This window comes from Pseudokordiimonas caeni (genome assembly GCF_026719705.1).
GTDB lineage: Bacteria > Pseudomonadota > Alphaproteobacteria > Sphingomonadales > Kordiimonadaceae > Gimibacter > Gimibacter caeni.
Genome location: NZ_JAPPRR010000001.1, coordinates 12,993 through 34,921 on the forward strand (window position 1 = coordinate 12,993; position 21,929 = coordinate 34,921).

At 61.4% G+C, this 21,929-nt stretch carries 27 protein-coding genes; 25 read left to right on the plus strand and 2 right to left on the minus strand.

Going from position 1 to position 21,929, the window contains the following annotated elements; translation table 11 throughout:
- From OU694_RS00070 to OU694_RS00095, 7 genes are read left to right on the plus strand one after another with little or no spacing between them, the layout of a single operon-like run.
- A complete protein-coding gene (locus tag OU694_RS00070; RefSeq protein ID WP_308908963.1) occupies positions 1-282 on the plus strand; it encodes a phage fiber-tail adaptor protein in 282 nt (93 codons plus the stop codon).
- Between the two features lie 4 nt (positions 283-286).
- Positions 287-916 (plus strand): head-tail connector protein, encoded by a 630-nt coding sequence (locus OU694_RS00075; RefSeq protein WP_308908964.1) that lies wholly within the window; start codon positions 287-289, stop codon positions 914-916.
- On the plus strand, positions 913-1,269 hold the full coding sequence (locus tag OU694_RS00080; protein WP_308908965.1) for a head-tail adaptor protein: 357 nt from the start codon (positions 913-915) through the stop codon (positions 1,267-1,269). The genes OU694_RS00075 and OU694_RS00080 overlap by 4 nt, the downstream gene beginning before the upstream one ends.
- On the plus strand, positions 1,266-1,682 hold the full coding sequence (locus tag OU694_RS00085; RefSeq protein ID WP_308908966.1) for a DUF3168 domain-containing protein: 417 nt from the start codon (positions 1,266-1,268) through the stop codon (positions 1,680-1,682). The genes OU694_RS00080 and OU694_RS00085 overlap by 4 nt, the downstream gene beginning before the upstream one ends.
- A gap of 35 nt (positions 1,683-1,717) precedes the next feature.
- Positions 1,718-2,125 carry a phage major tail protein, TP901-1 family gene (locus OU694_RS00090; RefSeq protein ID WP_308908967.1) on the plus strand — a complete coding sequence of 136 codons (408 nt, stop codon included), beginning with the start codon at positions 1,718-1,720 and terminating at the stop codon, positions 2,123-2,125.
- The gene (locus OU694_RS16365; RefSeq protein WP_373460162.1) at positions 2,125-2,508 is read left to right on the plus strand and encodes a GTA-gp10 family protein; all 384 of its coding nucleotides are present in this window, start codon (positions 2,125-2,127) and stop codon (positions 2,506-2,508) included. The genes OU694_RS00090 and OU694_RS16365 overlap by 1 nt, the downstream gene beginning before the upstream one ends.
- Before the next feature lie 8 nt (positions 2,509-2,516).
- Positions 2,517-2,702, plus strand: coding sequence for a hypothetical protein (locus tag OU694_RS00095; RefSeq protein ID WP_308908968.1), 186 nt, complete (start codon positions 2,517-2,519; stop codon positions 2,700-2,702).
- Between the two features lie 9 nt (positions 2,703-2,711).
- Here OU694_RS00095 and OU694_RS00100 read toward each other — a convergent pair whose 3' ends face one another.
- Both OU694_RS00100 and OU694_RS00105 read right to left on the minus strand, forming a co-directional pair.
- Positions 2,712-3,080: a hypothetical protein gene (locus tag OU694_RS00100; protein WP_308908969.1), complete on the minus strand. Its 369-nt coding sequence runs from the start codon at positions 3,078-3,080 to the stop codon at positions 2,712-2,714.
- 90 nt (positions 3,081-3,170) lie between these two features.
- Positions 3,171-3,806: a hypothetical protein gene (locus tag OU694_RS00105; protein WP_308908970.1), complete on the minus strand. Its 636-nt coding sequence runs from the start codon at positions 3,804-3,806 to the stop codon at positions 3,171-3,173.
- Positions 3,807-3,931: 125 nt separating this feature from the next.
- Here OU694_RS00105 and OU694_RS00110 point away from each other — a divergent pair, with 125 nt between their 5' ends.
- The 18 genes from OU694_RS00110 to OU694_RS00195 all read left to right on the plus strand — a co-directional run bounded on the left by OU694_RS00110 (position 3,932) and on the right by OU694_RS00195 (position 21,745).
- On the plus strand, positions 3,932-4,645 hold the full coding sequence (locus tag OU694_RS00110) for a hypothetical protein (RefSeq protein ID WP_308908971.1): 714 nt from the start codon (positions 3,932-3,934) through the stop codon (positions 4,643-4,645).
- Positions 4,646-4,649: 4 nt separating this feature from the next.
- Entirely contained in the window at positions 4,650-5,264 is a 615-nt protein-coding gene (locus OU694_RS00115; RefSeq protein WP_308908972.1) for a hypothetical protein, read from the plus strand.
- Positions 5,261-5,914 (plus strand): hypothetical protein, encoded by a 654-nt coding sequence (locus tag OU694_RS00120; RefSeq protein ID WP_308908973.1) that lies wholly within the window; start codon positions 5,261-5,263, stop codon positions 5,912-5,914. Before OU694_RS00115 ends, OU694_RS00120 begins: the two co-directional genes overlap by 4 nt.
- Before the next feature lie 9 nt (positions 5,915-5,923).
- Positions 5,924-6,349, plus strand: a complete 426-nt coding sequence (locus OU694_RS00125) for a DUF6950 family protein (protein ID WP_308908974.1) — start codon at positions 5,924-5,926, stop codon at positions 6,347-6,349.
- 3 nt (positions 6,350-6,352) lie between these two features.
- The gene (locus OU694_RS00130; RefSeq protein ID WP_308908975.1) at positions 6,353-9,832 is read left to right on the plus strand and encodes a phage tail protein; all 3,480 of its coding nucleotides are present in this window, start codon (positions 6,353-6,355) and stop codon (positions 9,830-9,832) included.
- The gene (locus OU694_RS00135) at positions 9,829-10,449 is read left to right on the plus strand and encodes a hypothetical protein (RefSeq protein WP_308908976.1); all 621 of its coding nucleotides are present in this window, start codon (positions 9,829-9,831) and stop codon (positions 10,447-10,449) included. Before OU694_RS00130 ends, OU694_RS00135 begins: the two co-directional genes overlap by 4 nt.
- A gap of 11 nt (positions 10,450-10,460) precedes the next feature.
- Positions 10,461-10,754: a DUF6127 family protein gene (locus OU694_RS00140; protein ID WP_289504856.1), complete on the plus strand. Its 294-nt coding sequence runs from the start codon at positions 10,461-10,463 to the stop codon at positions 10,752-10,754.
- A 1-nt stretch (position 10,755) separates the two neighbouring features.
- Complete coding sequence (locus OU694_RS00145; protein ID WP_308908977.1) at positions 10,756-11,220, plus strand: hypothetical protein; 465 nt, start codon at positions 10,756-10,758, stop codon at positions 11,218-11,220.
- Positions 11,217-11,690 (plus strand): lysozyme, encoded by a 474-nt coding sequence (locus tag OU694_RS00150; RefSeq protein ID WP_308908978.1) that lies wholly within the window; start codon positions 11,217-11,219, stop codon positions 11,688-11,690. Before OU694_RS00145 ends, OU694_RS00150 begins: the two co-directional genes overlap by 4 nt.
- Positions 11,683-12,324, plus strand: a complete 642-nt coding sequence (locus OU694_RS00155) for a 4'-phosphopantetheinyl transferase family protein (protein ID WP_308908979.1) — start codon at positions 11,683-11,685, stop codon at positions 12,322-12,324. The genes OU694_RS00150 and OU694_RS00155 overlap by 8 nt, the downstream gene beginning before the upstream one ends.
- Positions 12,325-12,387: 63 nt before the next feature.
- Positions 12,388-13,230: a 3-deoxy-8-phosphooctulonate synthase gene (gene kdsA, locus OU694_RS00160; protein ID WP_308908980.1), complete on the plus strand. Its 843-nt coding sequence runs from the start codon at positions 12,388-12,390 to the stop codon at positions 13,228-13,230.
- A 5-nt stretch (positions 13,231-13,235) separates the two neighbouring features.
- On the plus strand, positions 13,236-13,739 hold the full coding sequence (locus OU694_RS00165) for a KdsC family phosphatase (RefSeq protein WP_308908981.1): 504 nt from the start codon (positions 13,236-13,238) through the stop codon (positions 13,737-13,739).
- Positions 13,740-13,747: 8 nt separating this feature from the next.
- Positions 13,748-14,491, plus strand: a complete 744-nt coding sequence (kdsB, locus tag OU694_RS00170) for a 3-deoxy-manno-octulosonate cytidylyltransferase (RefSeq protein ID WP_308908982.1) — start codon at positions 13,748-13,750, stop codon at positions 14,489-14,491.
- Between the two features lie 3 nt (positions 14,492-14,494).
- Positions 14,495-16,564 carry a capsule polysaccharide biogenesis protein gene (locus OU694_RS00175; RefSeq protein WP_308908983.1) on the plus strand — a complete coding sequence of 690 codons (2,070 nt, stop codon included), beginning with the start codon at positions 14,495-14,497 and terminating at the stop codon, positions 16,562-16,564.
- A gap of 15 nt (positions 16,565-16,579) precedes the next feature.
- Complete coding sequence (locus OU694_RS00180) at positions 16,580-17,569, plus strand: glycosyltransferase family 2 protein (protein ID WP_308908984.1); 990 nt, start codon at positions 16,580-16,582, stop codon at positions 17,567-17,569.
- Between the two features lie 126 nt (positions 17,570-17,695).
- Positions 17,696-18,598, plus strand: a complete 903-nt coding sequence (cysD, locus tag OU694_RS00185) for a sulfate adenylyltransferase subunit CysD (protein ID WP_308908985.1) — start codon at positions 17,696-17,698, stop codon at positions 18,596-18,598.
- Positions 18,598-20,517 (plus strand): sulfate adenylyltransferase subunit CysN, encoded by a 1,920-nt coding sequence (gene cysN, locus OU694_RS00190; RefSeq protein ID WP_308908986.1) that lies wholly within the window; start codon positions 18,598-18,600, stop codon positions 20,515-20,517. Before cysD ends, cysN begins: the two co-directional genes overlap by 1 nt.
- Positions 20,518-20,533: 16 nt before the next feature.
- Positions 20,534-21,745 carry a capsule polysaccharide biogenesis protein gene (locus OU694_RS00195; protein WP_308908987.1) on the plus strand — a complete coding sequence of 404 codons (1,212 nt, stop codon included), beginning with the start codon at positions 20,534-20,536 and terminating at the stop codon, positions 21,743-21,745.
- Positions 21,746-21,929 lie beyond the last annotated feature (184 nt).

Genomic DNA, 21,929 nt, shown 5'->3' on the forward strand with positions numbered 1-21,929 from the left:
ATGAGCTTTTTCGCCAAATCGAGCGAAGCCCGGCTCGACTATTCCGTGGACTGGGCCGACTGGCTGACCGGCGACGAAGCCGTGTCTGAAGCGGCCTGGTCCGTAACGCCCGACGAAGACGGCGGTATCAGCCTCGACAATGCCTTTCTGTCAGGCAGCCTTTCCGGCGTCTTTGCCGAAGGTGGTGTTCCCGGACATCGTTACCGGCTTACCTGCCGGGTCGAAACCGATGCCATGCGGGTTGGCGAGCGCACGATGACCCTGCTGATCGCGGAGACATGAACCCATGCGTATCGAAATTCCAACGCCGCCAGCCCACCCACCGGTGCTGCTGGCGGAACTGAAGACGCATCTCCGGATCGATCATGAAGACGAAGATCCTGCCCTGGCCAGCCTCGTCGCCGCAGCGACCGATGCGATTGAACAGGCAACCTGTCTGATGCTGGTCGGCCGGGTCGTTGATCTTTATCTGACTGCGTGGCCGACGAGTGCGGACAATAGCTGGTGGGACGGTGTGCGCACCGGATCTGTAAGCGATTCCAATACAGCGCTCAGCCTTCCCCTACCTGTGCGGCCCACGCGGCAATTGCTGGGGATCGACCGAATGGAAGCGAACGGCAGTCCGACGGCACTCGATGCCAGTGGGGTTTACTTGCAGCCGGGCACATCGCCTGCCTTGTGCCGTTTGCGAGACACCAGTTGGCCGACGCCGGGAAGGCCGGTCGATGGTATTCGGCTGCGTCTGATGGCCGGGTTCGGCGACGACTGGAACTCGGTTCCCGCAGCCCTTCGGCAGTCCGTCCTGAAGCTCGCGGCTCACCTTCATGTTCATCGGGGCGATGCCGAGAGCGCCGCACCTGTCGAGAGCGCCGGAATAGCGTCGCTCCTTGCACCTTATCGGAGATTTTCACTATGACACCTCAGCGGCTGCTGATCGGCCATATGGGCCGTCGCATCATTCTGCAAAGCCTGGCCGAAACCGTGGGGGCCGGCGGGGAGCGCGCAGCATCGTGGCGTGACATTGCCGCGGTCTGGGCACGTATCGAGACGGAAAAACCGTCGCCTGCCGATTATGGCGAAACGCGAGTCGGGCGCACCAGGGCCACCTTCACCACCCACTTCGCCAAAAGCTTCCGCACGGCACGGCGACTGATCATGGATGGCCGCGTGTTCGAGATCGATGCCATCATCGAGCATGATTTCGATCACAAGCGCTTGTCGTTCGAGGCGAGCGAAACTGGCGAGTTGATTGCCGAGGCTGCAGCATGAGTGCTTTCGCCCCCATGAAGCTGCAGCAGGCGGTTTTCGCCGCGCTGGCGGCGGATCCGACACTCGCCGCGAAGGTGGCAGGTATCCATGACGGCCCGCCCGATCATGCTCGGATGCCATACATAGCGCTTGGCGATACCAGCACTGAAGACGCCAGTACCAAGAGCCATGCGGGTCAGCGCGTGAGCTTCGATGTGCTGGTCTGGTCGGATGCTGGCGGACAGATGGAGGCGAAGGAACTCATGGCCCATGCCGATGCTGCCCTTACAGCATCCCCCATTACGCTTGAAGGGTTGAGCCTTGTTTACCTCCGGCTCGTTTCTTCAGGCGTCACTCGGCGCATCGCCGGCCACGGCACCCAGTATCGGGGCCGGCTTTCCTACCGTGCGCTCGTCATGGCACCCGCCGTCTGAGCCCACAATTCAACCTTATTCCAGGAGACATTTCCATGACCGGCCAATATGGCAAACTTCTGCTGCTGAAAATCAAGAATGGCGAAACCTATGAGGCGGCGGGCGGCTTTCGCACCAACAGCTTCACATTTTCAGGGGAAGTCATTGATGTGACCTCGAAGGACTCGGGTGGATACCGCGCGCTGATGGCGGGTGGCACCCGGTCGCTTTCAACCTCAGGCTCCGGCGTCTTCGTGTCCGACGATATCGTGAAGATGCTGAACGTCAGGATTGCGGCGGGTGAGCTTGTCGACTGCGAGCTGGTGGTGCCGGGCCTTGGCAGTTACAGCGGCATGTTCGCCATCAAATCACTGGAAATGAGCGGTGAACACAATGGCGAGGTCACCTATTCGATCAGCCTCGACAGCGCCGGCGTCGTCGCGTTTGCTGCGGAGGTCGCGTGATGGCGCGCGGGATTTCCGGGGAGGTAAGTCTGAAGGTCGGGCGGCAAGTGCGGCGCCTGCGACTGGAGATTGGGGCAATCCTTGATCTTGAAGATCATTTTGACATGGGACTGGTTCCTCTTCTTTCCACGCGCTTGCCGGAGTGTCGTCTTGGCGACCTCGCCGCACTTCTTGTCGCCATGACGGGCGGAGCCCCCGCCGATGAAGACGCACGCCGGGCAGCCGCTGCCGACATTCAGGAGGCGGGCATTGCGACAGCCGCAAAAGCCATGGCCCGATGCCTTGAGCTTACATTTGCGGGGCCCGAACGTCTCCCGGTGCTTGAGGAGCCGTCCGGAAAAAAGTCCGATCAGGGGAGGGAAGCGCCATCTCGCCCGACATGATGCTGGCGATGGGGTATCTTGGCTGGCCACCGGCAACGTTCTTCGCGGCAACGCTTCCCGAACTTCTCTATGCCATTTGCGGCTGGCAACGGGCGCGCGGGATCGGCGTGGGTGTGGGCTACAGGAACAATGCCCCTGCTGCAGCGCTGACGCAGGCTGAGCTTAGGGACCTGATTGCGGCCGTGAGCAAGTAAAGGGTAGCGTTATTCGTCGCGGTTGGCCCGCAGGCCTGAAGCACTTGTGCGCGTGGGTGAGCCAAGGATGGGTTCGCGGCGGCCGGCCTGAGCTTGTGCAGTCGGTTCATCACCTTGGGCTGCCGGTTGACTGCGGGGCACTTCGGGCCGTTGCGGCATGGGGATACCCGGCTGCTGGTGGCGACGGCCTTCCAATGCTTCCCGAAGGGCTGCAATTTCGTCGACGAGTGCGGTCATTTCGGACGAGACCTTCTCGAGGTGTTTCTTGAGGCCGAAGATTGCGAACGGCGCGAAGGCCCAGAAAACAGCCGCCATGATCAGGACGAAAACAGCGATACCCATCCCGGTTTCGCCGATCAGATTTTCGAGAGTTGCCACATCATGCTCCCTGGCACAATTTGCGCCGCGTCAACGTCTCGGACCATAACCCTTGACGGAAGTGAATTCAATTGGCGACCCCTGAGATATTCAGTTGGCAGCTGCACCGGGAATGCTGGCTTGTTCCATCGCTTTCCAGAAGCCCGCAAAATACCCTGCCGGAACATGAAAATTGCGCTTGCCGCTGTATCCGGCAAGCTGAAATTCGAGGCCTTCCCTAGAAAGGCGTTCGAGTTCGTCGTTCGAGATATTAATTGCTACATGTTCCTCTATGGCACAGCGGATGCCACTGGTGCCGCACTTGGCGATTTCCTGCCGACTGCATTTTTCGCCTTCGTAAGGGCTGCAAAAGATCAGCTCGCGCTTGATCACCAGCAACGGAAACTCATACCCCTGCGTATACATGCGATCGTAGTAGATCCACCGGTCTTCATCCACGTTGATATAGAGCTGTACATAATCCCGCTGCTTCGCAGCGTCAGTGTGGCCCCGATTTCCGCGCAGGAAATAATAGTCTTCTAGAAGGTTGCCCGTCGGGAACACTCTGGGCCCTCGAAATGCGGTCGTTTGCTGGTGGGGGTCGAAGGTCGCTTCGGTTTTGGCCGCCACGGCATCGGCGTCTTCCGGCGCCTGCACATATTGTACGCCCATCATGTCGGCGAATGTTGCTCCACAGGCTGTCAACAGCAGGCCTGCAAGGACAATTATCAAATGGCGTCTCACCATTATTGCTCCCTTTCAACGCAACCCAAACATTCAATCATCGCTATTCATACGGGCACTTCGGTTTGCAGGCAAGGTCAAATCGGAACATATGAAGAACATCTTTGCAAATTCTAAGGAGTGAAATCATGGCCCTTGGTCCGTTCGATTCAGCGCTTGCGCTTCTGGGTGCGGAAGGCAAAGGCTCGCTGGCAACAGCTTTTGGAAAAACGGGCAGCCACCTAGGCTTGCTGGAGCGGGAGTTCAAGGAATTGAGCCGGATTCTCGGCCTGACAGGGGCCGGCGCCGCGACCACGTTGCCGGCTTCCGGCTCTCAGACCGGGACCGTTGTCCCGAAAGCCGACCCGCCAAACACGGAACTGGATGCCATGCGGGATGCGTTCAAGACGGCGGCGGAAAACATCAAGATTGATGTGCTGGATCTGACGAGCAGCCTTGATGCAGCGTTCCAGACGCTCGGGCGTTCGCTCATGCAGGCTGTTGTCAAGCCGATCAATGACACCGTTTCCGGTTGGGTCTCAAAGGCTGTCGGCGGCATTCTGGACTTCGCCGTTCCGACCCTTTTCGGTCATCCGAAGGCCGGAGGTGGCAGGTTGCAGCCAGGCACGCCGACCCTGATTGGCGAGCGAGGGCCGGAGCTTGTGGTGGCCCACCGGCCTGCCACGGTGATGAATGCAGCCGACACGCGCGGGGCTGTGGGATCCGGTGTGACCGTGCAGCAGACGCTGAACTTTGATCTCGTTCCGGCCCCGACCATTGGCGCGATGATCGAAAATGCCATGCCTGCCATCGTGGAAGCGTCCAAAATGGCGGTGCTGTCCTCCTTGCGGCGCGGAGCCTGAGCCCATGAGTATCAACTATCCCCTTATCATGCCTTCGTCGCCAACACCGAGTGCGGTGGAACTTTATATCGACCGGAACCAGACAAAGACCGAAAGCTACAGCCGCCTGCCGCAAGTGCAGCGCGCCCCCGGGGACCGATGGACGGGCAAGCTGACCATGCCGCCGATGACCAGTGCGCAGGCGGCCGACTGGCTTGGTTTCTTTGATGCACTTGATGGCTTTGTCGGCACCTTCTGGATGCCGCATCCTGATTTCATCGTTGCAAGGGGGGCCGCCGGTGGCATTGCCACGGGCCGGGTGAAAGGGGCAGGGCAACTTGGCAGCAGTATCGCGACGGATGGTTGGGGCGCCAATGTTGCGGGGCTTTTTCGCAGGGGGGATGTGGTTCAGATCGGCAATCATCTGCACCGGATCACGAAGGATGCCGTGAGCGACGCGGGTGGCAATGCCACGCTTGATATCGCCCCGGCCATCTACACTGCCCCTGCCGACAACAGCGCGATTGTCACTGCCGGCCCGAAAGGCCTGTTCCGGCTGGCGGCCGGGTTCGTGGTGCCGACGAGCGACCATATGAACCTTTTTACCTTCAGTTTCGCAGTGGAAGGAGCACTTGAATGACCGATCCGCGATTTGGCGGTCAGGGCATAGCTGCCCTTGGCGGGCCGGAAGTGATGCTGATTCCCATCGTCTGGCTGGATATTGAAGGCGACCCCGTGCGCGCGTGGGGTGGTATCGGCGACCTTTCATGGGGCGGACAGATCTGGACCGGGATCGGACAGATGGGCGATATCGGCCCGATCAAGACCGGTGTGAAGGACGCGATGCCCGGCCTGTCGCTCAGCCTGAATGGCTTGCCATCAAATCTGCTCGCGGATGCCAAGGCGGCAGCCTATCGAGGCCGGCGCGGCTATGTCTGGCTTGGTCTCTTTGACCCCGATACGCTGGCGCTGCTTGATGGCGACGCCGCCCTGATTTTTGCCGGGGAAATCAGCGCCATGAACCTTTCGAGCGGACCGGGGGAGGCCCGTATCACGGTCGAGATCGAAAGCCGGATGATGCTTCTGAGCCGGCAGATGACCCGTTATCGCACGCAGGCCGATCAGGCGCGCCGCCATGCGGGCGACCGCTTTTTCGAGTTTGTGCCGGCGGTCCTGAATAAGACCATCTATTGGGGGCTTGAAGCCTCGAAAGCCGCAACTGGCGGCGGTGCCGGCAAGATCGCTGGCAGCGATAGCGGCGGTTTCAACCCGGCTATCAAACTTCGCTAGGGGTAATCCATGCAACGTTATGCTGACTGGCCGGTGCGCTTGCGTGCCGCCATCAAGGCCGCCGATGGGCGGCCTTTTCATTATGGGCGCCATGACTGCTGCACGGCGGCAGCAGGCGTCGTCCATGCCATCACGGGCACGGACCCCCTGAAAGGCTGGCGCGGCCGGTACCGGAGCGCAGCAGGGGCAGCGCGTGCGATGGGCGGCCATAGCCTGCTCGAGACGGCGTCGGCGGTTCTTGAGGCCATGGGTGCCACGGCCATTTCACCCGCAATGGCAACGGCCGGGGATCTGGTTTTGACCGACAGGGCACAGCATGACGCTTGCCGGGGGCAAGCCCTTGGCGTCTGCACTGGTATGGGCGCGCTGTTCCCGGGTGAGGCCGGCTGGGTTGCGCTGCCGCTTGGCACCTGCATTGCTGCATGGAAGGTGTGACGGATGGGCAAGATCGTAAAATCCGCACTGTTTGTGGCGGCTGTTGCGGTGGCAACAGTGGCGACGGGCAATCCCTGGCTCGGGGTGGAACTGGGCAAGGCGTCCTTTATCGGCCTCAGCGGCTATGCGGCCATCGCGGCTTCCGGTGCCGTGCTCGGTGCCGGAATGGGCCTTCTGTCGAGCGTGCTGGCACCCAGTGCGCGGGACATGGGCCAGCAGGCTGACGCCAAGACCCCGATCACCAACAGCGTCGACACCCGGAAGGCCATCTATGGCCGCGTGCGCGTCGGCGGTGCGGAAGTTTTTATCGAGGAATATGACACGTCGGCCGGCAACGACATCCCGAATGACACGCTCGTTTTCGTCCGCGCGGTGGCGGATCACCCGGTTCACGGCTTTGGCCAGTTCAGGATGGGGGATCAGCCGGTCAGTTTCAGTGCTGGGGCCGCGACGGGCGATCTCGCCGGAAACCTGTGGCTATACACCCACGACGGCCGCCAGACAGCGGCGGAGCCTGTGCTTGTGACGGCCGGCCAAGGCTGGACGAGCACGCACAAGGGGCTCGGCATCGCCTATTACGCTGTCAAGGCGCTATACGATAACGCCAAGTTCCCATACGGCGCGGGGGAGTTGCGCCGCTGTTCTATCGATGTGCTTGGCAAGCGGCTGTATGACCCGCGCAAGGACGATAGTGTCGCAGGCGGTGCGGGCGCTCACAGGCTTGATGACCCCGCTACATGGGAATATTCCACCAACCCGGCGCTGTGCATCCTCGATTTTCTCCTCGACCCCGACGATGCGCTTGGCAACGCCGTGCCCATCGACGAAATCGATGTTCCGGCCCTCATGGCGGCCGCTGCGGTCTGCGATACAAGCGTCGGCGTGAAGGCGGGCGGTGCGATCCCTCGCTACAGCCTCAATGGCGTGATCGACAGTGCGCGCCCGAAGCTTGAGAACCTGCGCCTGATGTTGACGGCGATGAGCGGCCGCATGCAATGGCTTGGCGGCAAGCTGGTGATCCATGCGGGCAGCGCGGGCTATGCCACCGCCGTGACGTTTGACGACGACGATATCATCGCAGCGACCTTCTCCGCGATGCTGCCGTCCGGCCAGCGTTACAACGAGGTTCGCGGCACTTTCATCGACCCTGAGGCCGGGTTCGAGCCCGCAGAGTTTCCGGCATTTGTGAATAGTGCTGCACAGGCCGTTGAAGGCGAGGTTGTCCTCAACCTGCATCTGCCCCTCTGCCAGGATCACCGCGAAGCGCAGCGCCACGCCAAGATCGCGCTCGGGCAAGCCCGGCAGGCTGTGATGACCCTGGAGACAGGCGCCAAAGGCTTGCTCGTCAAGCCGATGGACGTGGTGATCGTGCGTCACTCGGGGCTCGGGTTCGATGCCAGCAGCGAAGATTTCCGCGTGGTCGAGCATGAAACAATCCCGCCTGCCGCGGGTAAGCCGCTCATGGTGCGGCTGGGGCTCGTTGCGGAAGATGCCTCGATCTATGGTTGGGATCCGGCGACCGAAGAGCTGGACCAGAATGCCAACCCCGCCCTTCGCAGCGTCAGTGGCCGGGAAGTCACCGCAGTGACCGGCCTTGTGCTGAGCCCCGTCACGCTTGCCAATACGGATGGCAGCGAGACGGCAGCAATCAATGTCGGCTGGAATGAACCGGGGCCGACAGTTGCCTCCACCATTGTCGATGTCCGCAAGGCGGGCACGAGCGTGTGGCGGGCCGGCGGATCGGCGCTTCGCGGAGACAATGACGTGCTTCTGGAGGTGCCGGAGAATATGGCGCTGGAGGTGCGTGCCCGCCATGTGCTGGGCAACGGGCTCATCGGTCCGGCGGCAACGGCTATCGTCACGAGCCCCGATGTGGCCGGCAGCGGCACGGTCGTATGGGACGATATCGAGGGCGACGGCAAGCCCGATGACTGGGCGGACGTGACGGCCGACAACCAGTTCTTCCCGGCCCCCAACGGATACTGGAATTTTGGGGGCTATGAGGACGCTGAAGCTGATTGGGAAGCGCACAATTCGCTCGTGGCGCTTGAAACGCGATATTTGCGGGTGACGCGCAACGTGCCTGAAGGCAATCCGTGCGGCATCGACAGTCCGGACAATCTGAAACTCGATGCCGGGGCCTATCCGCTGCTTCAGGTGCGAGCCAGCCGCCCCGCTGGTGCGGCGCTCGCCAACGCCCGCCCGCGGTTATTGTGGAAACGGTCTGGTGACAGTGACTGGGATTATGCGGGCCGGTCGTATGCTATTACGACAAGGCCTCGGCTTGGCCCGGACACTTGGACGACTTACGTGTTCGACCTGTCGCAACACACGGGCTGGTCGGGGAAAATCAGGCAGTTGCGTTTCGAGCCTGATACCACACCGAACGAAGATGATTTCCTGATCGATTACATCGCAGCCGGGCGTTCTGGGCTTGGCGACGCAAATGCCGTCGAGCCCGCCGAGGTCACCGGCAATATTGCCGACCAGTATTATTCGGCTGTGACGGCCAGCGATAATTCGGCGAGCGAAGACAATTTCGGCGTGATTACCCTGGCGAACGAGGGCTTGTCACCGGGCGACGTCGTGAGCTTCGGTTGCGAAGTGAGAACCGAAACCGGCAAACGAAAGGGCGGCAGCACCATCGTTTTCCGCGGAGCAGACGGCCATACGATCCGTGCCTATTCGACAGGTGTGAAGGATACGGGAGGGGCATGGTCCCGCGTGATGCGGGGCGGGCTCGTCATTCCGGAAAACACAGTCACCATCCTACTGCAGTTGCAGCGCCAGAACGACAATCCGGGCGTCGTTGCCGGCTATGTGCAGGGGCGTCGCCCGTTCCTCAATCTGGGTGCCGTCCCGCAACCACCCCTGCCGACACGGACGGACGTGGAGCAAGGGGCGAACAATGTGACCAGCACCAGTCAGCTTGCCGATGGTGCCAACCTCGGCAAGACGGCCAACTGGTCCGGCGTTGCGAACGACGGTGGCAAGCCGGAAAACAACGCGACCCGAAACAGCGGCCTGCCATCGAGCGGCCCCATCACGTCCGGATATCTGGCGAGCGAAGCGGTACAGGGCGCCCATATCGTCAAGGGTGCCGTTACGGAAGAAGACGGCGGTTCGTCGTCCAGCACCAGCGGAACCGTGAGCGGCAACACGACGATCACCAGCACCGCGATCCAGAACAACCGGATGGCCTTGATCCAGGCAGAATTGCGTATCCGGCACACTGAAGGCGGATCGGGCTGGGGGAACGGATATCGCTGCATCATGCGGCTGCGGCGGAACAATTCGTGGCCGGCTGAAATGCCGATCTTTGTAACCGACGTCTACCGGACTTTCGTTTTGAATTACGTGGATTTCGATGGCGGCGCGGGCTCGTCCTCGGCCACTTATTATATCGAAATCGCGCCCATTGATACCGGCTGGGACTATCAGGTCACCAATGCCGAGATTCAGGCCAGAAAGGTGAACAAATGACCGTTTCTGTCGGGACCATTTACGACCCCCTGACGATGAGGGTCATTGCCCCCTGCACTGGCGGGCGCGGCGTGGACTTCGGCTTGGTGCCGCCGATCCTTGAGGAAGGTAGCGCCTTTCTGTCGGGGTGGCTTGCCCCGCTCGATCACCCGCAGGACTATCTGGTCGATCTGTCCGATCCGACGCAGCCGGGCTTTGTGTTTGACCCGCGGCCGGAGACGGACCTGAGCACGGTCAAGACGAAGACCTTCGACAAGATCGATGAAAGTGCCGGGCGGGCCCGGCGCCTGATTGGCAGCCCTGGCTATGCGATTGATGCCACCTACAAAGCCAAGGAAGAGGAAGCCCGGCGTTTCGTGGCGGAAGTGGCCGCCGGCGGTAGCCCGGAAGGGCATCTTGAGGACTATCCCTATATAGCGGCGGGTACGGGCATCGATGCGGCCACGCCCGGCGATGTTGCCGCACTTTACCTTGCCATGGCGAGGGAATGGCACGCGTTCAACGCGTCGGTGGAGGCGGTGCGGATCGCTTCCAAACAGCAGGTTGCTGCCGCTGAAAGCCGGTCTGAAATCGATACGATCATGGCCACGATCACCTGGCCCATCCCGGCAAGCTGAGGAGGTTAGACATGGAACAATCCGGTCCATTCGAAAATGCTGACGGGCTGGTGGTGCTGAGCCCCGAAAGCCTGGAAGCGATGCTTGAGCGTGCCGCAACACTTGGCGCCCGCCGTGCGCTCGAAGGTGTGGGGTTGCATGACGCCGACGCTGGCGAGGACGTGCGCGACCTGCGCAGTATGCTGTCCGACTGGCGGCATGTGCGGGCGGGTTTCATGCGGCAGCTCGGGCGGGTGCTTTTCTGGGCATTCATCGCACTTGGTGCGGTGATGAGCGCACACAGCGGCTGGTTCGGGGGAAAATAGCATGGTGCTTGAAAGCCTGATCGGTGGGGCGCTCACCCGCCTTGCCCCGGAAATCATCGGTCTTTTCCGCTCAAAAGCGGACCGCGAGCACGAATATCGCATGGCGAAGCTTGGCTATGACGCTGCCGAACGACAGGTCGACATGCGGATGGCTGAGCTTGCCGTGACCGAAAGGACGAGCGAACTGCATGCCATGATGGAAGCGATCAAGGCGCAAGGGAAGCGAACCGGCATCTGGATCGCGGACGCGCTGTCGGCACTCGTTCGTCCGCTGGTCACTTACTGGTGGATGCTCCTTTACACCGCCTACAAGTCGGCAACCCTGATTGCGGCCTATCGCACCGAAGGCAGCGTTGTGGCGACACTTCTGGGCGCATGGACGGAGGCGGACATGGCAATTCTTTCCTCGATCCTCGCCTTCTGGTTCGTGGACCGCGCGCTCAGGCGGCAGGGCAATATGCGGTGAGCGAAGGCATCGATTTCATCAAACGGTTTGAAGGGTTGCATGACGGCGATCGGCGAACCCCACTCTTGGAGCCGATGCGTGACCCTATCGGTATCTGGACGCTTGGCTGGGGCTCGATCTACGACATCAACGGTTGCCGGGTGAGTGCGGCGACACCGGCAATATCACCGGACGAGGCGGAATGGTTGCTCATGCGGGATTTTGATATTGCGATGGAGAAGGCGATCCTGCTTTCACAACCTGCTGAGCTGGTGAATGCGCAGATTGTGGCACTTGGCTCCTTTGTCTATAACGTGGGCGCGGCGGCCTATCGGGCGTCCACCTTGCGATGCAAGGTGAGGGAGAACGATACAACTGCAGTGATGGAATTCAGGCGCTGGATTTTTGCGGGCGGCAGGCGTCTGCCGGGACTTGTTCGTCGCAGGGCTGCCGAGGCGGCACTCTATCTGGGGAAGGATCCGTTTGGCTGATATCGAGATAAGGCTTGAGCAAGTGTCGGTTGCCCTCGCCGACCTGACGCTTCTGAGCGTGGCGGAACGGGGCCGGCATGCGGGTATGGATCCTGAGGCGGGCCGGGCTTTCGCCTGCGGGCGGACCCTACTGCGCCGGATGCTGGGTGCCTTGCTGGAGCTGTCGCCTGAAAATGTGGTGCTGACGCAATCGGGGGCAGGGCGCGTGGCGCTGGCCTCTGCGGGGGGCAAAGGGCCGTATTTTTCCGTCAGTCACACTCACTATGAAGGTGGTGCCTGGGTGGCGGTGGCGGTCAGCCAGGGCGTGCCCGTCGGCCTTGATATCGAGGCGCCGGGCCGTGCGCTCGATTGGCGGCGGACAGCAACGCGGCGCTATCACGCGGACGAAACGCGAATGCTGGCGCGCTTGCCGGAAGATGAAGCCCGACAATCTTTTTTCGATATCTGGACGCGCAAGGAAGCCTTGGTGAAGCTCAGGGACGGCAAGCTTCTGCCGACACTTGCAGCCCCCATGCCTGTAGATGTCTGGGCGGTGACCCGCCGGCTTTCGCCGCTGCCGCTGACGTGCAGTCTTGTCGTTGAAGGGCCAGAGGAAAGATCGGTCGCATGGCATTTGCCCGGGGACAGGGCGTAGCGCATGCTTGCGCTTTTACGCCCGACAGGATAGCCATGCAGCTTGAAGGAGATTGATGCCCCCATGCGTCACGCTGTCATGATTGGCGAGGAAATCGCTGTCGCCAACGAGCGGCCGTTCGTGCTGTTCGGCGGGATGAATGTTCTGGAAAGCCGCGAGCTTGCTCACGAGGTCTGCGCCCATTTTGTGGAGGTGACCCGCGAGCTTGGCATTCCCTATGTTTTCAAGGCGTCTTTCGACAAGGCGAACCGGTCGTCGATCCATTCGTTCCGCGGGCCGGGGCTGGATGGAGGCCTGCAGATACTTGCGGACATCAAATCCAAATATAGCGTGCCGGTGATCACCGACGTGCACGAGCCCCATCAGGCAGCCCCTGCAGCCGAAGTGGCCGATGTGATCCAGCTGCCTGCATTCCTTGCCCGCCAGACCGACCTTGTGGTCGCGATGGCGGAGACGGGCGCTGTGGTGAATATCAAGAAGCCGCAGTTTCTGGCCCCGCACGAGATGCGCCATATCATCAAGAAAATCCAGGACGCCGGGAACGACAATATCCTGCTCTGCGAACGCGGCAGCAGCTTCGGTTACAACAACCTGATCGTCGACATGCTGGGGATGGACAGCATGAAATCCATGGCGCCGGTGATTTTCGATGCGACCCACGCGCTGCAGCGTCCCGGCGGGCGCGAGGACAGCGCCGACGGCCGCCGCAGTCAGGCGGCCGCCCTTGCACGTTCCGGCATGGCGCTTGGCATTGCCGGGCTCTTCATTGAAAGCCACCCGGACCCGACACAGGCGAAATGTGACGGGCCCTGCGCCCTGCGGCTTGATAAGCTGAAGCCCTATCTGCAGCAGATGAAAGCTATTGACGACCTCGTCAAGGGCTTTGCGCCGATTGTGACGGACTGAGCCGGATGGTGAAGCTTTTCGCGCTTGATGTAGATGGTGTCCTGACTGACGGGACGCTCCATTACAGCGCGGACGGTGAAGTGTTGAAGATCTTCCATGTCGAGGACGGACTTGGCCTGAAGCTTCTGGCCAAGCTCGGTATCGAGGTTGCGGTGATTTCGGGGCGCCAGAGTGCCGCACTTGAGCGGCGGCTCGATGATCTGGGCGTCCGACGTCGGCGGTTGAAGGCATCGGACAAGGTGGCGGCGCTGAATGATATCTGCGCAGATACGGGCCTCACGCTCTCTGACTGCGCCTTCATGGGCGACGATCTTGTTGATCTGGCCGTGATGAAGGCGGTGAAGCTCGCCATTGCGCCGGCGAATGCGGTGCCCGAGGTGAAGGCGATTGCCCACCATATTACGCGGCGAAGCGGGGGGCAGGGCGCAGCACGCGACGCGTGCGAGCATCTGGCCGGGCTTGCAGGCACCAGCCTTGCTGCACTTTTCGATGGCAAGGCAACGAACTGAGGGCCCAGATGAAAGTTGTCATTCCTGCCCGTTTCGCTTCTTCCCGCCTGCCGGGCAAGCCGCTTGCCGATATCGCGGGCAAGCCGATGATCCGTCATGTGGTCGACCGCGCGCTTGAGGTGGCGGCTCCTGCCAATGTGTATGTGGCGACGGACGATGATCGTGTCGCCGCCGCAGTTGCCGCCTTTGGCGGTCAGGCCGTGATGACGCGCGCCGATCATGTCTCGGGCACCGACCGGATTGCCGAGGTGGCAGCCGCGCTTGGCTGGGAGGACGACGAGATCGTGGTGAATGTGCAAGGCGATGAGCCTCTGCTGCCGGCGCCCTTCATCCGCCTTGTAGGCGCGGCGCTCGAGGCAGATGCGACCGCCCATATGGCAACGGTTGGCTGTCCCTTCACGGCGGCGGCGGATGTTGCCAATCCGAACATGGTCAAGATCGTGACGACAGGCACGGGGCACGCGAGTTATTTCTCCCGTGCAGCCATACCGTTCGACAGGGACGGGGACGGCATCGATCTCGCCCGCTTCCCCTATCTGCGGCACATCGGGCTCTATGCCTACCGTGTCGCAACGCTGAAGCGGCTGACCGCGCTGCCGCCTGCACCGACGGAATCGGTAGAGATGCTGGAACAGCTTCGCGCCCTTTGGCACGGCATGACGATCCGGGTGGAAGTGATCCCGGAAGCGCCACCGCCGGGCGTGGATACCCCCGAAGATCTTGAAGCGGTGCGCCGCCTTCTCGCAGGCTGACGCATGACCGGCCGCATTCTCACCCCCATCACCTCCACGATGGCCAAGGACAAGGCGATCCGGAAGCTTCTGGGCGCGCCCGTCCGGCGCGGACACTGGGGTGCGCGGCCCGGCGATACGCTCGCGGGCTGGGGCGTGAAACTGAACGGCCAACATATCCGGGCGAAAGCGGCCCGCACCGGGCTGCCCTACATCACGCTTGAAGACGGTTTCATCGGATATCTGACCCATCCGAGCCGGGACCCGCGCCGCCTGAGCCTGATCGTCGACCGGCAGGGCATCTATTATGACGCCAGCCGCCCGAGCGAGCTTGAGGCCATACTGAATTCGGGAGAGGCGTTTCCGGCCAGCCTGCTGGAGCGGGCGGAAGCCGCCATGGCGCTTATCCGGCGCTGGCGACTATCGAAATATAATCAGGGCCGGTTCGAGATCAGCCCCGAGACACAGGCGCTGATCGAAGGCCACAAGGGCCCGATGGTGCTGGTGGTGGACCAGACGGCAGGTGATCTGTCGATCGAGCTTGGCGGGGCGTCCGCCGCGACCTTCACGGCGATGCTTGAAGCGGCAAAAGGCGAAAATCCGGATGCGCTGATCCTTGTGAAAGTGCATCCCGATGTGTTGGCCGGGCAAAAGAAGGGTCATTTCGGACCTGAATCAAATGCGGGGAATGTGCGGCTGATTGCCGATGACTGTGCGCCGCTCGCGCTCATCGAGCGGGCCGCGAAGGTTTATGTGACCACCAGCCAGATGGGCTTCGAGGGGCTGATTGCCGAAAAGCCGGTCGTGTGTTTCGGCCAGCCTTTCTATGCCGGCTGGGGGCTCACGGATGACCGCCAGCCCATTGCGCGCCGCACCGCGAAGCGCAGCAGGGCAGAGCTTTTTGCGGCGGCCTGCATCGGATACTGCCGCTATATCGACCCCTACACCCGCACGCCGGTGGAGCTGGAGCATGTGCTGGATCTGCTCGTGGCCGAGCGCCAGGTGCCCCGCATCACGGCGAAGACGACCTATGCCGTTGATTTCAGCCTGTGGAAGCGCGGCTTCATCGGCAATTTCCTGGAGCCGGGGGCAGGGCGCGTGCGTTTCGTTTCCGAAGCGGCACTCGCTGAAGTGACCTTCGCGCCCGGCGACGCAATTGCGGTGTGGGGCCGTAAGCTCGACAGGCTTGTCGAAACCTTGCCGCCCCAAGTACCCGTATGGCGGATCGAGGACGGGTTCCTGCGCTCGGTGGGGCTTGGGAGCGACCTTCGCCGTCCGTCCTCGCTCGTCGTTGACGGTGAAGGTATCTATTATGATGGCGGGCGGGCCAGTTTGCTCGAAACCTTTCTCGCTACCCACGAATTTTCAGACCGCGATCTGGCGCGGGGGCGGGCGCTGACGGACAAGATCCTGTCGCTGCGCTTGTCGAAATATAATGTCGGCGCGCGTGGCAACCTTGATTTCAAGGCGAAGGCGATGGGCCGCAAGGTGATCCTCGTACCGGGGCAGGTAGAGGGGGACGCCTCGCTCCGCTTCGGGTCGCCCGAGATTTCCTCGAACGGTGCACTGTTGGAGGCTGTGCGAGCGGCGGAACCTGATGCCTATATCGTCTACAAGCCCCATCCGGATGTGGTGAGTGGTAACCGCGAAGGTGCGGTCGCCGACGAAACCCTCGCTTCCTGCGCGGATGAGATTGTTGATGCCGCCGATATCATCGATTGCCTCGAGGCGTCGGACGCGGTGCACACCATGACAAGCCAGACGGGCTTCGAGGCCATCCTGCGCGGCATACCGGTTGTCACCTATGGCATGCCCTTCTATGCCGGCTGGGGACTGACGACCGACCGGATGGCAGCCGCACTGGTGCGACGTGGTCGTGCGCTGCCGCTTGAGGCGCTGGTTTACGGTTCGCTTGTTGCTTATCCGCGCTATGTGGAATGGCCGTCTGGACGCTCCACGAGCCCCGAAGCGCTGACAGAGGCGATGGCCAAGGCCGCGAAGAAGGGCAAGCGGGTGGCCGCACGCGGGCCCATCGACAAATTGTTGGGCAAGGGGCGCAAGCTGCGCTATCTCCTCTCCGCACTTCTCAAATAGACAGGGGAACACTCGGTGCCGGGCACGCTTTCCACCCGCTGGCGCAAACTGATAACGCATCCGGTCGGCTATTGCCTTGACAGCCGGTTTGCGCCCTTGCGCGCCCTTGGGGCACGGATGCGGGACCGGGAGCGCGCACGACTGCTGGCGGCGGGTAGCGTAAACGCCGATGTGCCGGTGACCGTGGTGATGACGGCCTATAATACAGGTCACCTGATCGAGAAGGCAGTGCGGAGCGTGCTTGACCAGAGCCACACCAACCTGCGGCTGATGGTGATCGACGACGCCTCGACGGACGAAACGCCCCAAATCCTCTTGAAACTGGCGGCAACGGACACGCGCCTTACGGTGGTACGCTCCAGTCGCAATCATGGCACCTACTGGTCCAAAAACTGGTGTCTCGCGCAGGCCGATACCGACTTCGTGGCCTTTCATGATAGCGACGACGTGTCGGACCCCGACCGTATCCGCATCCAGCTTGGCTATATGATCGCCAATCCCAACGCCATGGCCTGCACGGTGCGCTGGCAACGGGTGGATGAGGACGGCAGGCTTTTTACGGTCGACGGCAAGACGGACCGGAACGCAGTGATATCGACCATGATCCGCCGCCGGCCGGTGCTTCAGAAAGCCGGTTTCTTTGACTGCGTGCGGATTGCGGCGGACACCGAGTTTCAGTACCGGCTGCGCAGGCTGTTCGGATACGGCGCCGTGCATAATCTTTATCACGTCCTTTATACCGGGCTTCTGCGCTCGGGCTCGCTGACGACAGGTGTGGGCTCGGGCTTCACGTGGGAGGCCGATGGCATGCGGCTTGATCGCACGCTCCATGGCAATCGCGCGCTTTATCATCAGGCCCACACGGAATGGCACGCGTCGGCAGACGCAGCAGCACTCCGCCTGTCATTTCCGCCCGCAGCTCGCCCCTTCCCTGTGCCTACTGACATCGTGCGCGGGGCGGATGACCCCGATGCATCGTCTGCGGTCGTCGTCACGCCCGCGTGATCGGTGGCAGCTAAGGTTGGCGGCCCATAAAGAATTTTTCGCTTTCGTCGCTTTGCTGCACTGCGCTACAACCCCCGGACATTTGCGGCCTTTCCGGGTCGCCCTCTCAGTAAGACCGGGTAGCACATGAAGACGCTGACACACCTGAAGCGGCTCGAGGCCGAAAGCATCCAGATCATGCGGGAAGTCGTGGCCGAGGCCGAGAACCCTGTCATGCTCTATTCCATCGGCAAGGATTCGAGCGTGATGCTCCATCTCGCCATGAAGGCCTTCTACCCCTCGAAACCGCCGTTCCCGGTGATGCATGTGGACACGACCTGGAAGTTCCGGGAGATGATCGAGTTCCGCGACCGCTACACTGCCGAGCTTGGTCTCGATCTTATCGTCCATATCAATCAGGAAGGTGTGGCACAGGGCATTGGCCCCTTCACGCATGGCTCGGCGGTCCATACCGACATCATGAAAACGGCCTCGCTGAAACAGGCGCTTGATAAATACGGCTTCGACGCAGCCTTCGGTGGCGCGCGCCGTGACGAGGAAAAGAGCCGCGCCAAGGAGCGCATCTTCTCCTTCCGCTCGGCCCAGCATCGCTGGGACCCGAAGAACCAGCGCCCCGAGTTGTGGTCGATCTATAATGCCCGCAAGTCGAAGGGGGAAAGCATCCGCGTCTTCCCGCTGTCGAACTGGACCGAGCTTGATATCTGGCAATATATCCACCTTGAACAGATCCCGATCGTGCCCCTGTATCTGGCCAAGGAACGCCCGGTGGTGGAGCGCGACGGCACGCTGATCATGGTAGATGACGACCGCATGCCGCTGAGGCCCGGCGAGGTACCCGAGATGCGCACCGTGCGCTTCCGTACCCTTGGCTGCTATCCGCTGACGGGTGCCGTTGAAAGCCACGCTGCGACGCTGCCTGAAATCATCCAGGAAATGCTGCTGACGACGACAAGCGAGCGTCAGGGCCGCATGATTGACCATGACGCTGCCGCGAGCATGGAGAAGAAGAAGCAGGAGGGCTATTTCTGATGTCGCACCAGTCCGACCTGATCGCCACCGATATCCATGCCTACCTGAAAGCGCAGGAAGAGAAGTCGCTGCTGCGCTTCATCACCTGCGGTTCGGTGGACGACGGCAAATCGACCCTCATCGGGCGGCTTCTTTATGATTCCAAGATGATCTTCGAGGATCAGCTGGCGGCTCTTGAAAGCGACAGCAAAAAGATGGGGACGCAGGGGCAGGAGATCGACTTCGCCCTCTTGGTGGATGGCCTCGCTGCCGAGCGCGAGCAGGGCATCACCATCGATGTGGCCTACCGCTTCTTCTCGACCGACAAGCGCAAGTTCATCGTGGCCGATACGCCGGGCCATGAACAATATACGCGCAACATGGCAACCGGTGCCTCGACCGCCGACCTCGCCATCCTGCTGATCGATGCGCGCCGGGGTGTGCTGACGCAAACGCGCCGTCACAGCTTTATCGCTTCGCTTCTCGGCATCAAGCATGTGGTGCTGGCCATCAACAAGATGGACCTCATGGATTACTCGGAATATGTGTTCCGCGATATCGAGGCCGAATACCGTACCTTTGCGGCGGAGCTCGGCGCGCTCAATATCACGGCGATCCCGATGTCGGCGTTGAAGGGTGACAATATCCTCACGCCGAGCCCCGAAATGCCCTGGTACAACGGCCCTACGCTGATGCATCACCTTGAAACCGTTCAGGTGGAAGACGCGCGCCAGAGCGGCCCGTTCCGGATGCCCGTACAGTGGGTGAACCGCCCGAACCTCGACTTCCGCGGATTTTCAGGCACGATCGCCGGTGGCACCGTGAAGCCTGGCGACCGGGTGAAAATCCTGCCGTCGGCGGTCGAAACCACCATCAAGTCCATCGTCGTGCACGGTGGTGATCTGGACGAGGCGGTGGCTGGCGAAGCCGTCACCCTGACGCTGACGGATGAAGTGGACGCCAGCCGCGGCGACGTGATCGTCGGCAAGGATCATCCGGCGGAAGTCACCGATCAGATCGAAGCCAAAATCATCTGGATGTCGGACGAGCCGATGCTGCCGGGCCGGCCGTACCTGATCAAGACTGCGAACCGCACGCTGCCGGGGCAGATCAGCGACCTGAAATACAAGGTCAATGTAAACACGCTCGAACACACGGCTGCGAAGAAGCTAGATCTCAATGAGATCGGCGTCTGCAACGTCAGCCTTTCCGACCGGATCGCGTTCGACCCCTACGCCCAGAACCGTGACATGGGTGCCTTCATCATCATCGACCGCCTGACCAACAATACGGTCGGCGTCGGCATGATCGACTTTGCCCTGCGCCGCGCCTCGAATATCCACTGGCAGGCCCTTGACGTGAACAAGGACGCGCGCGCCGAGATGAAGCACCAGCGCCCGGCGGTGCTTTGGTTCACCGGCCTCTCGGGGTCGGGCAAGTCGACGATTGCCAATATTGTCGAGAAGCGCCTGTTTGCTCGTGGGCGGCACACTTATATCCTCGACGGCGACAATATCCGCCATGGCCTCAACAAGGACCTCGGCTTCACCGACGCCGACCGTGTGGAAAACATCCGCCGGATCGGCGAAGTGGCGCGGCTGATGGTGGATGCAGGCCTTGTGGTCCTCACCTCCTTCATTTCGCCCTTCAGGGCCGAGCGCCGCATGGTGCGTGAGCTGGTGGCGGGCGGCGAATTTGTCGAAGTGTTTGTCGACACGCCGATTGAGGTTTGCGCCGAGCGTGATCCCAAGGGCCTTTACAAGAAGGCAAAGGCTGGCGAGATCAAGAACTTCACGGGCTTCGACAGCCCCTATGAAGCGCCGGAGGTCCCGGAAATTCATGTGAAGACGGCCGAGAAGTCGGCGGAGGCTTGCGCCGACCAGATTATTGCGTACCTTGAGGCAAACGGCTATCTGAGCGCCAACGGCAAATCGACCTGAAAGGCCTGACCGCCCCATGACTTCAACGGCCCCTCGACGCATTCTCCTGCTGCAGGGGCCACTGGGGCCGTTCACCGCCTACCTGATTGCGGAACTGCGTAAATCCGGGGCCGAGGTTTTCCGTATCAATCTGAACGGCGGCGACGCGCTTTATGGTGGCTTCTTCGGGGGCTATGAAGTCGCTCTGCCTTTTCGGGAACGGCCCGAGGACTGGTCCGATTTTATGGCCCGTTTCCTTGAAAGCAATCAGATCGACACGGTCGTGGCCTATGGCGACTGCCGCTTCTATCACCGCGTGGCGCGCGAGATTTGCGCAGTGCAGGATGTGCGTTTCTTCGGGCTGGAGGAAGGCTATATCCGGCCGGGTTATGTGACGCTTGAAGAAGGCGGCAACAATGGCAATTCCCGCTTTCCGGCGCGTTTCAGCGCTGGCGAGACGAGTGCCGCTAATATGCCCGCGCCAGATGCCGGGCCTTCCACCTTTTGGGCGCAGGCTGGATATGCCTATCGCTATTATGGCGGCAAATTCTTTCGCGGTGACTTGTTTCCCCATTATCTGCATCACCGGCCGGGGCCATGGCCGTACGAGGTATATTGCTGGGGAATGGCGGCGCTGAGGAAACAGCTTTACCGCCAGCGCGACGCGCGACTGGAAGCGCGCCTGCACGGCGATCTTTCCGGGCGTTTCTTTCTGGTGCCGCTGCAGGTCGCTATCGACGCGCAGGTTCTTTATCATAGCGACTTCGCCTCGGTCGGTGCCTTCATTGAAGCGGTCGTCGCGAGTTTTGCCCGGCATGCGAACGGGGATGATCATCTGGTGCTGAAACATCACCCGATGGACCGCGGTTTCTCGCATTATGGTCGCCTGATCCGCCAACTGGCCCACGCACATGGCCTTGTAGGGCGCCTACACTATTGTTTCGATCTGGACCTCGACAGGCTATGGCCGCATGTGAAGGGTTGCGTCACCATCAACAGCACGGTCGGCTTCTCTGCCTTGAAGGCCGGCGTGCCGACCGTTACGCTCGGGCGTTCGATGATGGCGGTGCCCGGGATGGCACAGGCAGGTCATCTGGATGCCTTCTGGCAGGTGCAACCGTCGGTGGATTCTGATGCGGTGCAGACATTTGTGTCTCATCTGGTCGTGGAAACGCAGGTTCCGGGTAGCTTCTACCGTAAAGACAATGTAACTGCAGCGCGCGTTGCTGCAAAATTGCTGGCTTTTTAGCGCTTGCTGCACTGCAAAAAAATTGTCATCCTAGGCTCTGGCCAAAGTGAATGCCTCATTCAGGCGAGGTTCATGAAAGCGAGCATAGAAAGACGACCGGCTATTGCTGCAAATATTTGCCTTCTGTTGTTAAACAGAATCGCTTGTGGTAGCGTGCCAATCGCTCGGTTCTTGCCTGAATGGC

Bases quoted from the DNA above. Each gene is read 5' to 3' on its own strand.
- OU694_RS00070 (WP_308908963.1), top strand. From the start codon at position 1: ATGAGCTTTTTCGCCAAATCGAGCGAAGCCCGGCTCGACTATTCCGTG.
- OU694_RS00075 (WP_308908964.1), top strand. From the start codon at position 287: ATGCGTATCGAAATTCCAACGCCGCCAGCCCACCCACCGGTGCTGCTG.
- OU694_RS00080 (WP_308908965.1), top strand. From the start codon at position 913: ATGACACCTCAGCGGCTGCTGATCGGCCATATGGGCCGTCGCATCATT.
- OU694_RS00085 (WP_308908966.1), top strand. From the start codon at position 1,266: ATGAGTGCTTTCGCCCCCATGAAGCTGCAGCAGGCGGTTTTCGCCGCG.
- OU694_RS00090 (WP_308908967.1), top strand. From the start codon at position 1,718: ATGACCGGCCAATATGGCAAACTTCTGCTGCTGAAAATCAAGAATGGC.
- OU694_RS16365 (WP_373460162.1), top strand. From the start codon at position 2,125: ATGGCGCGCGGGATTTCCGGGGAGGTAAGTCTGAAGGTCGGGCGGCAA.
- OU694_RS00095 (WP_308908968.1), top strand. From the start codon at position 2,517: ATGGGGTATCTTGGCTGGCCACCGGCAACGTTCTTCGCGGCAACGCTT.
- OU694_RS00105 (WP_308908970.1), bottom strand. From the start codon at position 3,806: ATGGTGAGACGCCATTTGATAATTGTCCTTGCAGGCCTGCTGTTGACA.
- OU694_RS00110 (WP_308908971.1), top strand. From the start codon at position 3,932: ATGGCCCTTGGTCCGTTCGATTCAGCGCTTGCGCTTCTGGGTGCGGAA.
- OU694_RS00115 (WP_308908972.1), top strand. From the start codon at position 4,650: ATGAGTATCAACTATCCCCTTATCATGCCTTCGTCGCCAACACCGAGT.
- OU694_RS00120 (WP_308908973.1), top strand. From the start codon at position 5,261: ATGACCGATCCGCGATTTGGCGGTCAGGGCATAGCTGCCCTTGGCGGG.
- OU694_RS00125 (WP_308908974.1), top strand. From the start codon at position 5,924: ATGCAACGTTATGCTGACTGGCCGGTGCGCTTGCGTGCCGCCATCAAG.
- OU694_RS00130 (WP_308908975.1), top strand. From the start codon at position 6,353: ATGGGCAAGATCGTAAAATCCGCACTGTTTGTGGCGGCTGTTGCGGTG.
- OU694_RS00135 (WP_308908976.1), top strand. From the start codon at position 9,829: ATGACCGTTTCTGTCGGGACCATTTACGACCCCCTGACGATGAGGGTC.
- OU694_RS00140 (WP_289504856.1), top strand. From the start codon at position 10,461: ATGGAACAATCCGGTCCATTCGAAAATGCTGACGGGCTGGTGGTGCTG.
- OU694_RS00145 (WP_308908977.1), top strand. From the start codon at position 10,756: ATGGTGCTTGAAAGCCTGATCGGTGGGGCGCTCACCCGCCTTGCCCCG.
- kdsA (WP_308908980.1), top strand. From the start codon at position 12,388: ATGCGTCACGCTGTCATGATTGGCGAGGAAATCGCTGTCGCCAACGAG.
- OU694_RS00165 (WP_308908981.1), top strand. From the start codon at position 13,236: ATGGTGAAGCTTTTCGCGCTTGATGTAGATGGTGTCCTGACTGACGGG.
- kdsB (WP_308908982.1), top strand. From the start codon at position 13,748: ATGAAAGTTGTCATTCCTGCCCGTTTCGCTTCTTCCCGCCTGCCGGGC.
- OU694_RS00175 (WP_308908983.1), top strand. From the start codon at position 14,495: ATGACCGGCCGCATTCTCACCCCCATCACCTCCACGATGGCCAAGGAC.
- cysD (WP_308908985.1), top strand. From the start codon at position 17,696: ATGAAGACGCTGACACACCTGAAGCGGCTCGAGGCCGAAAGCATCCAG.
- cysN (WP_308908986.1), top strand. From the start codon at position 18,598: ATGTCGCACCAGTCCGACCTGATCGCCACCGATATCCATGCCTACCTG.
- OU694_RS00195 (WP_308908987.1), top strand. From the start codon at position 20,534: ATGACTTCAACGGCCCCTCGACGCATTCTCCTGCTGCAGGGGCCACTG.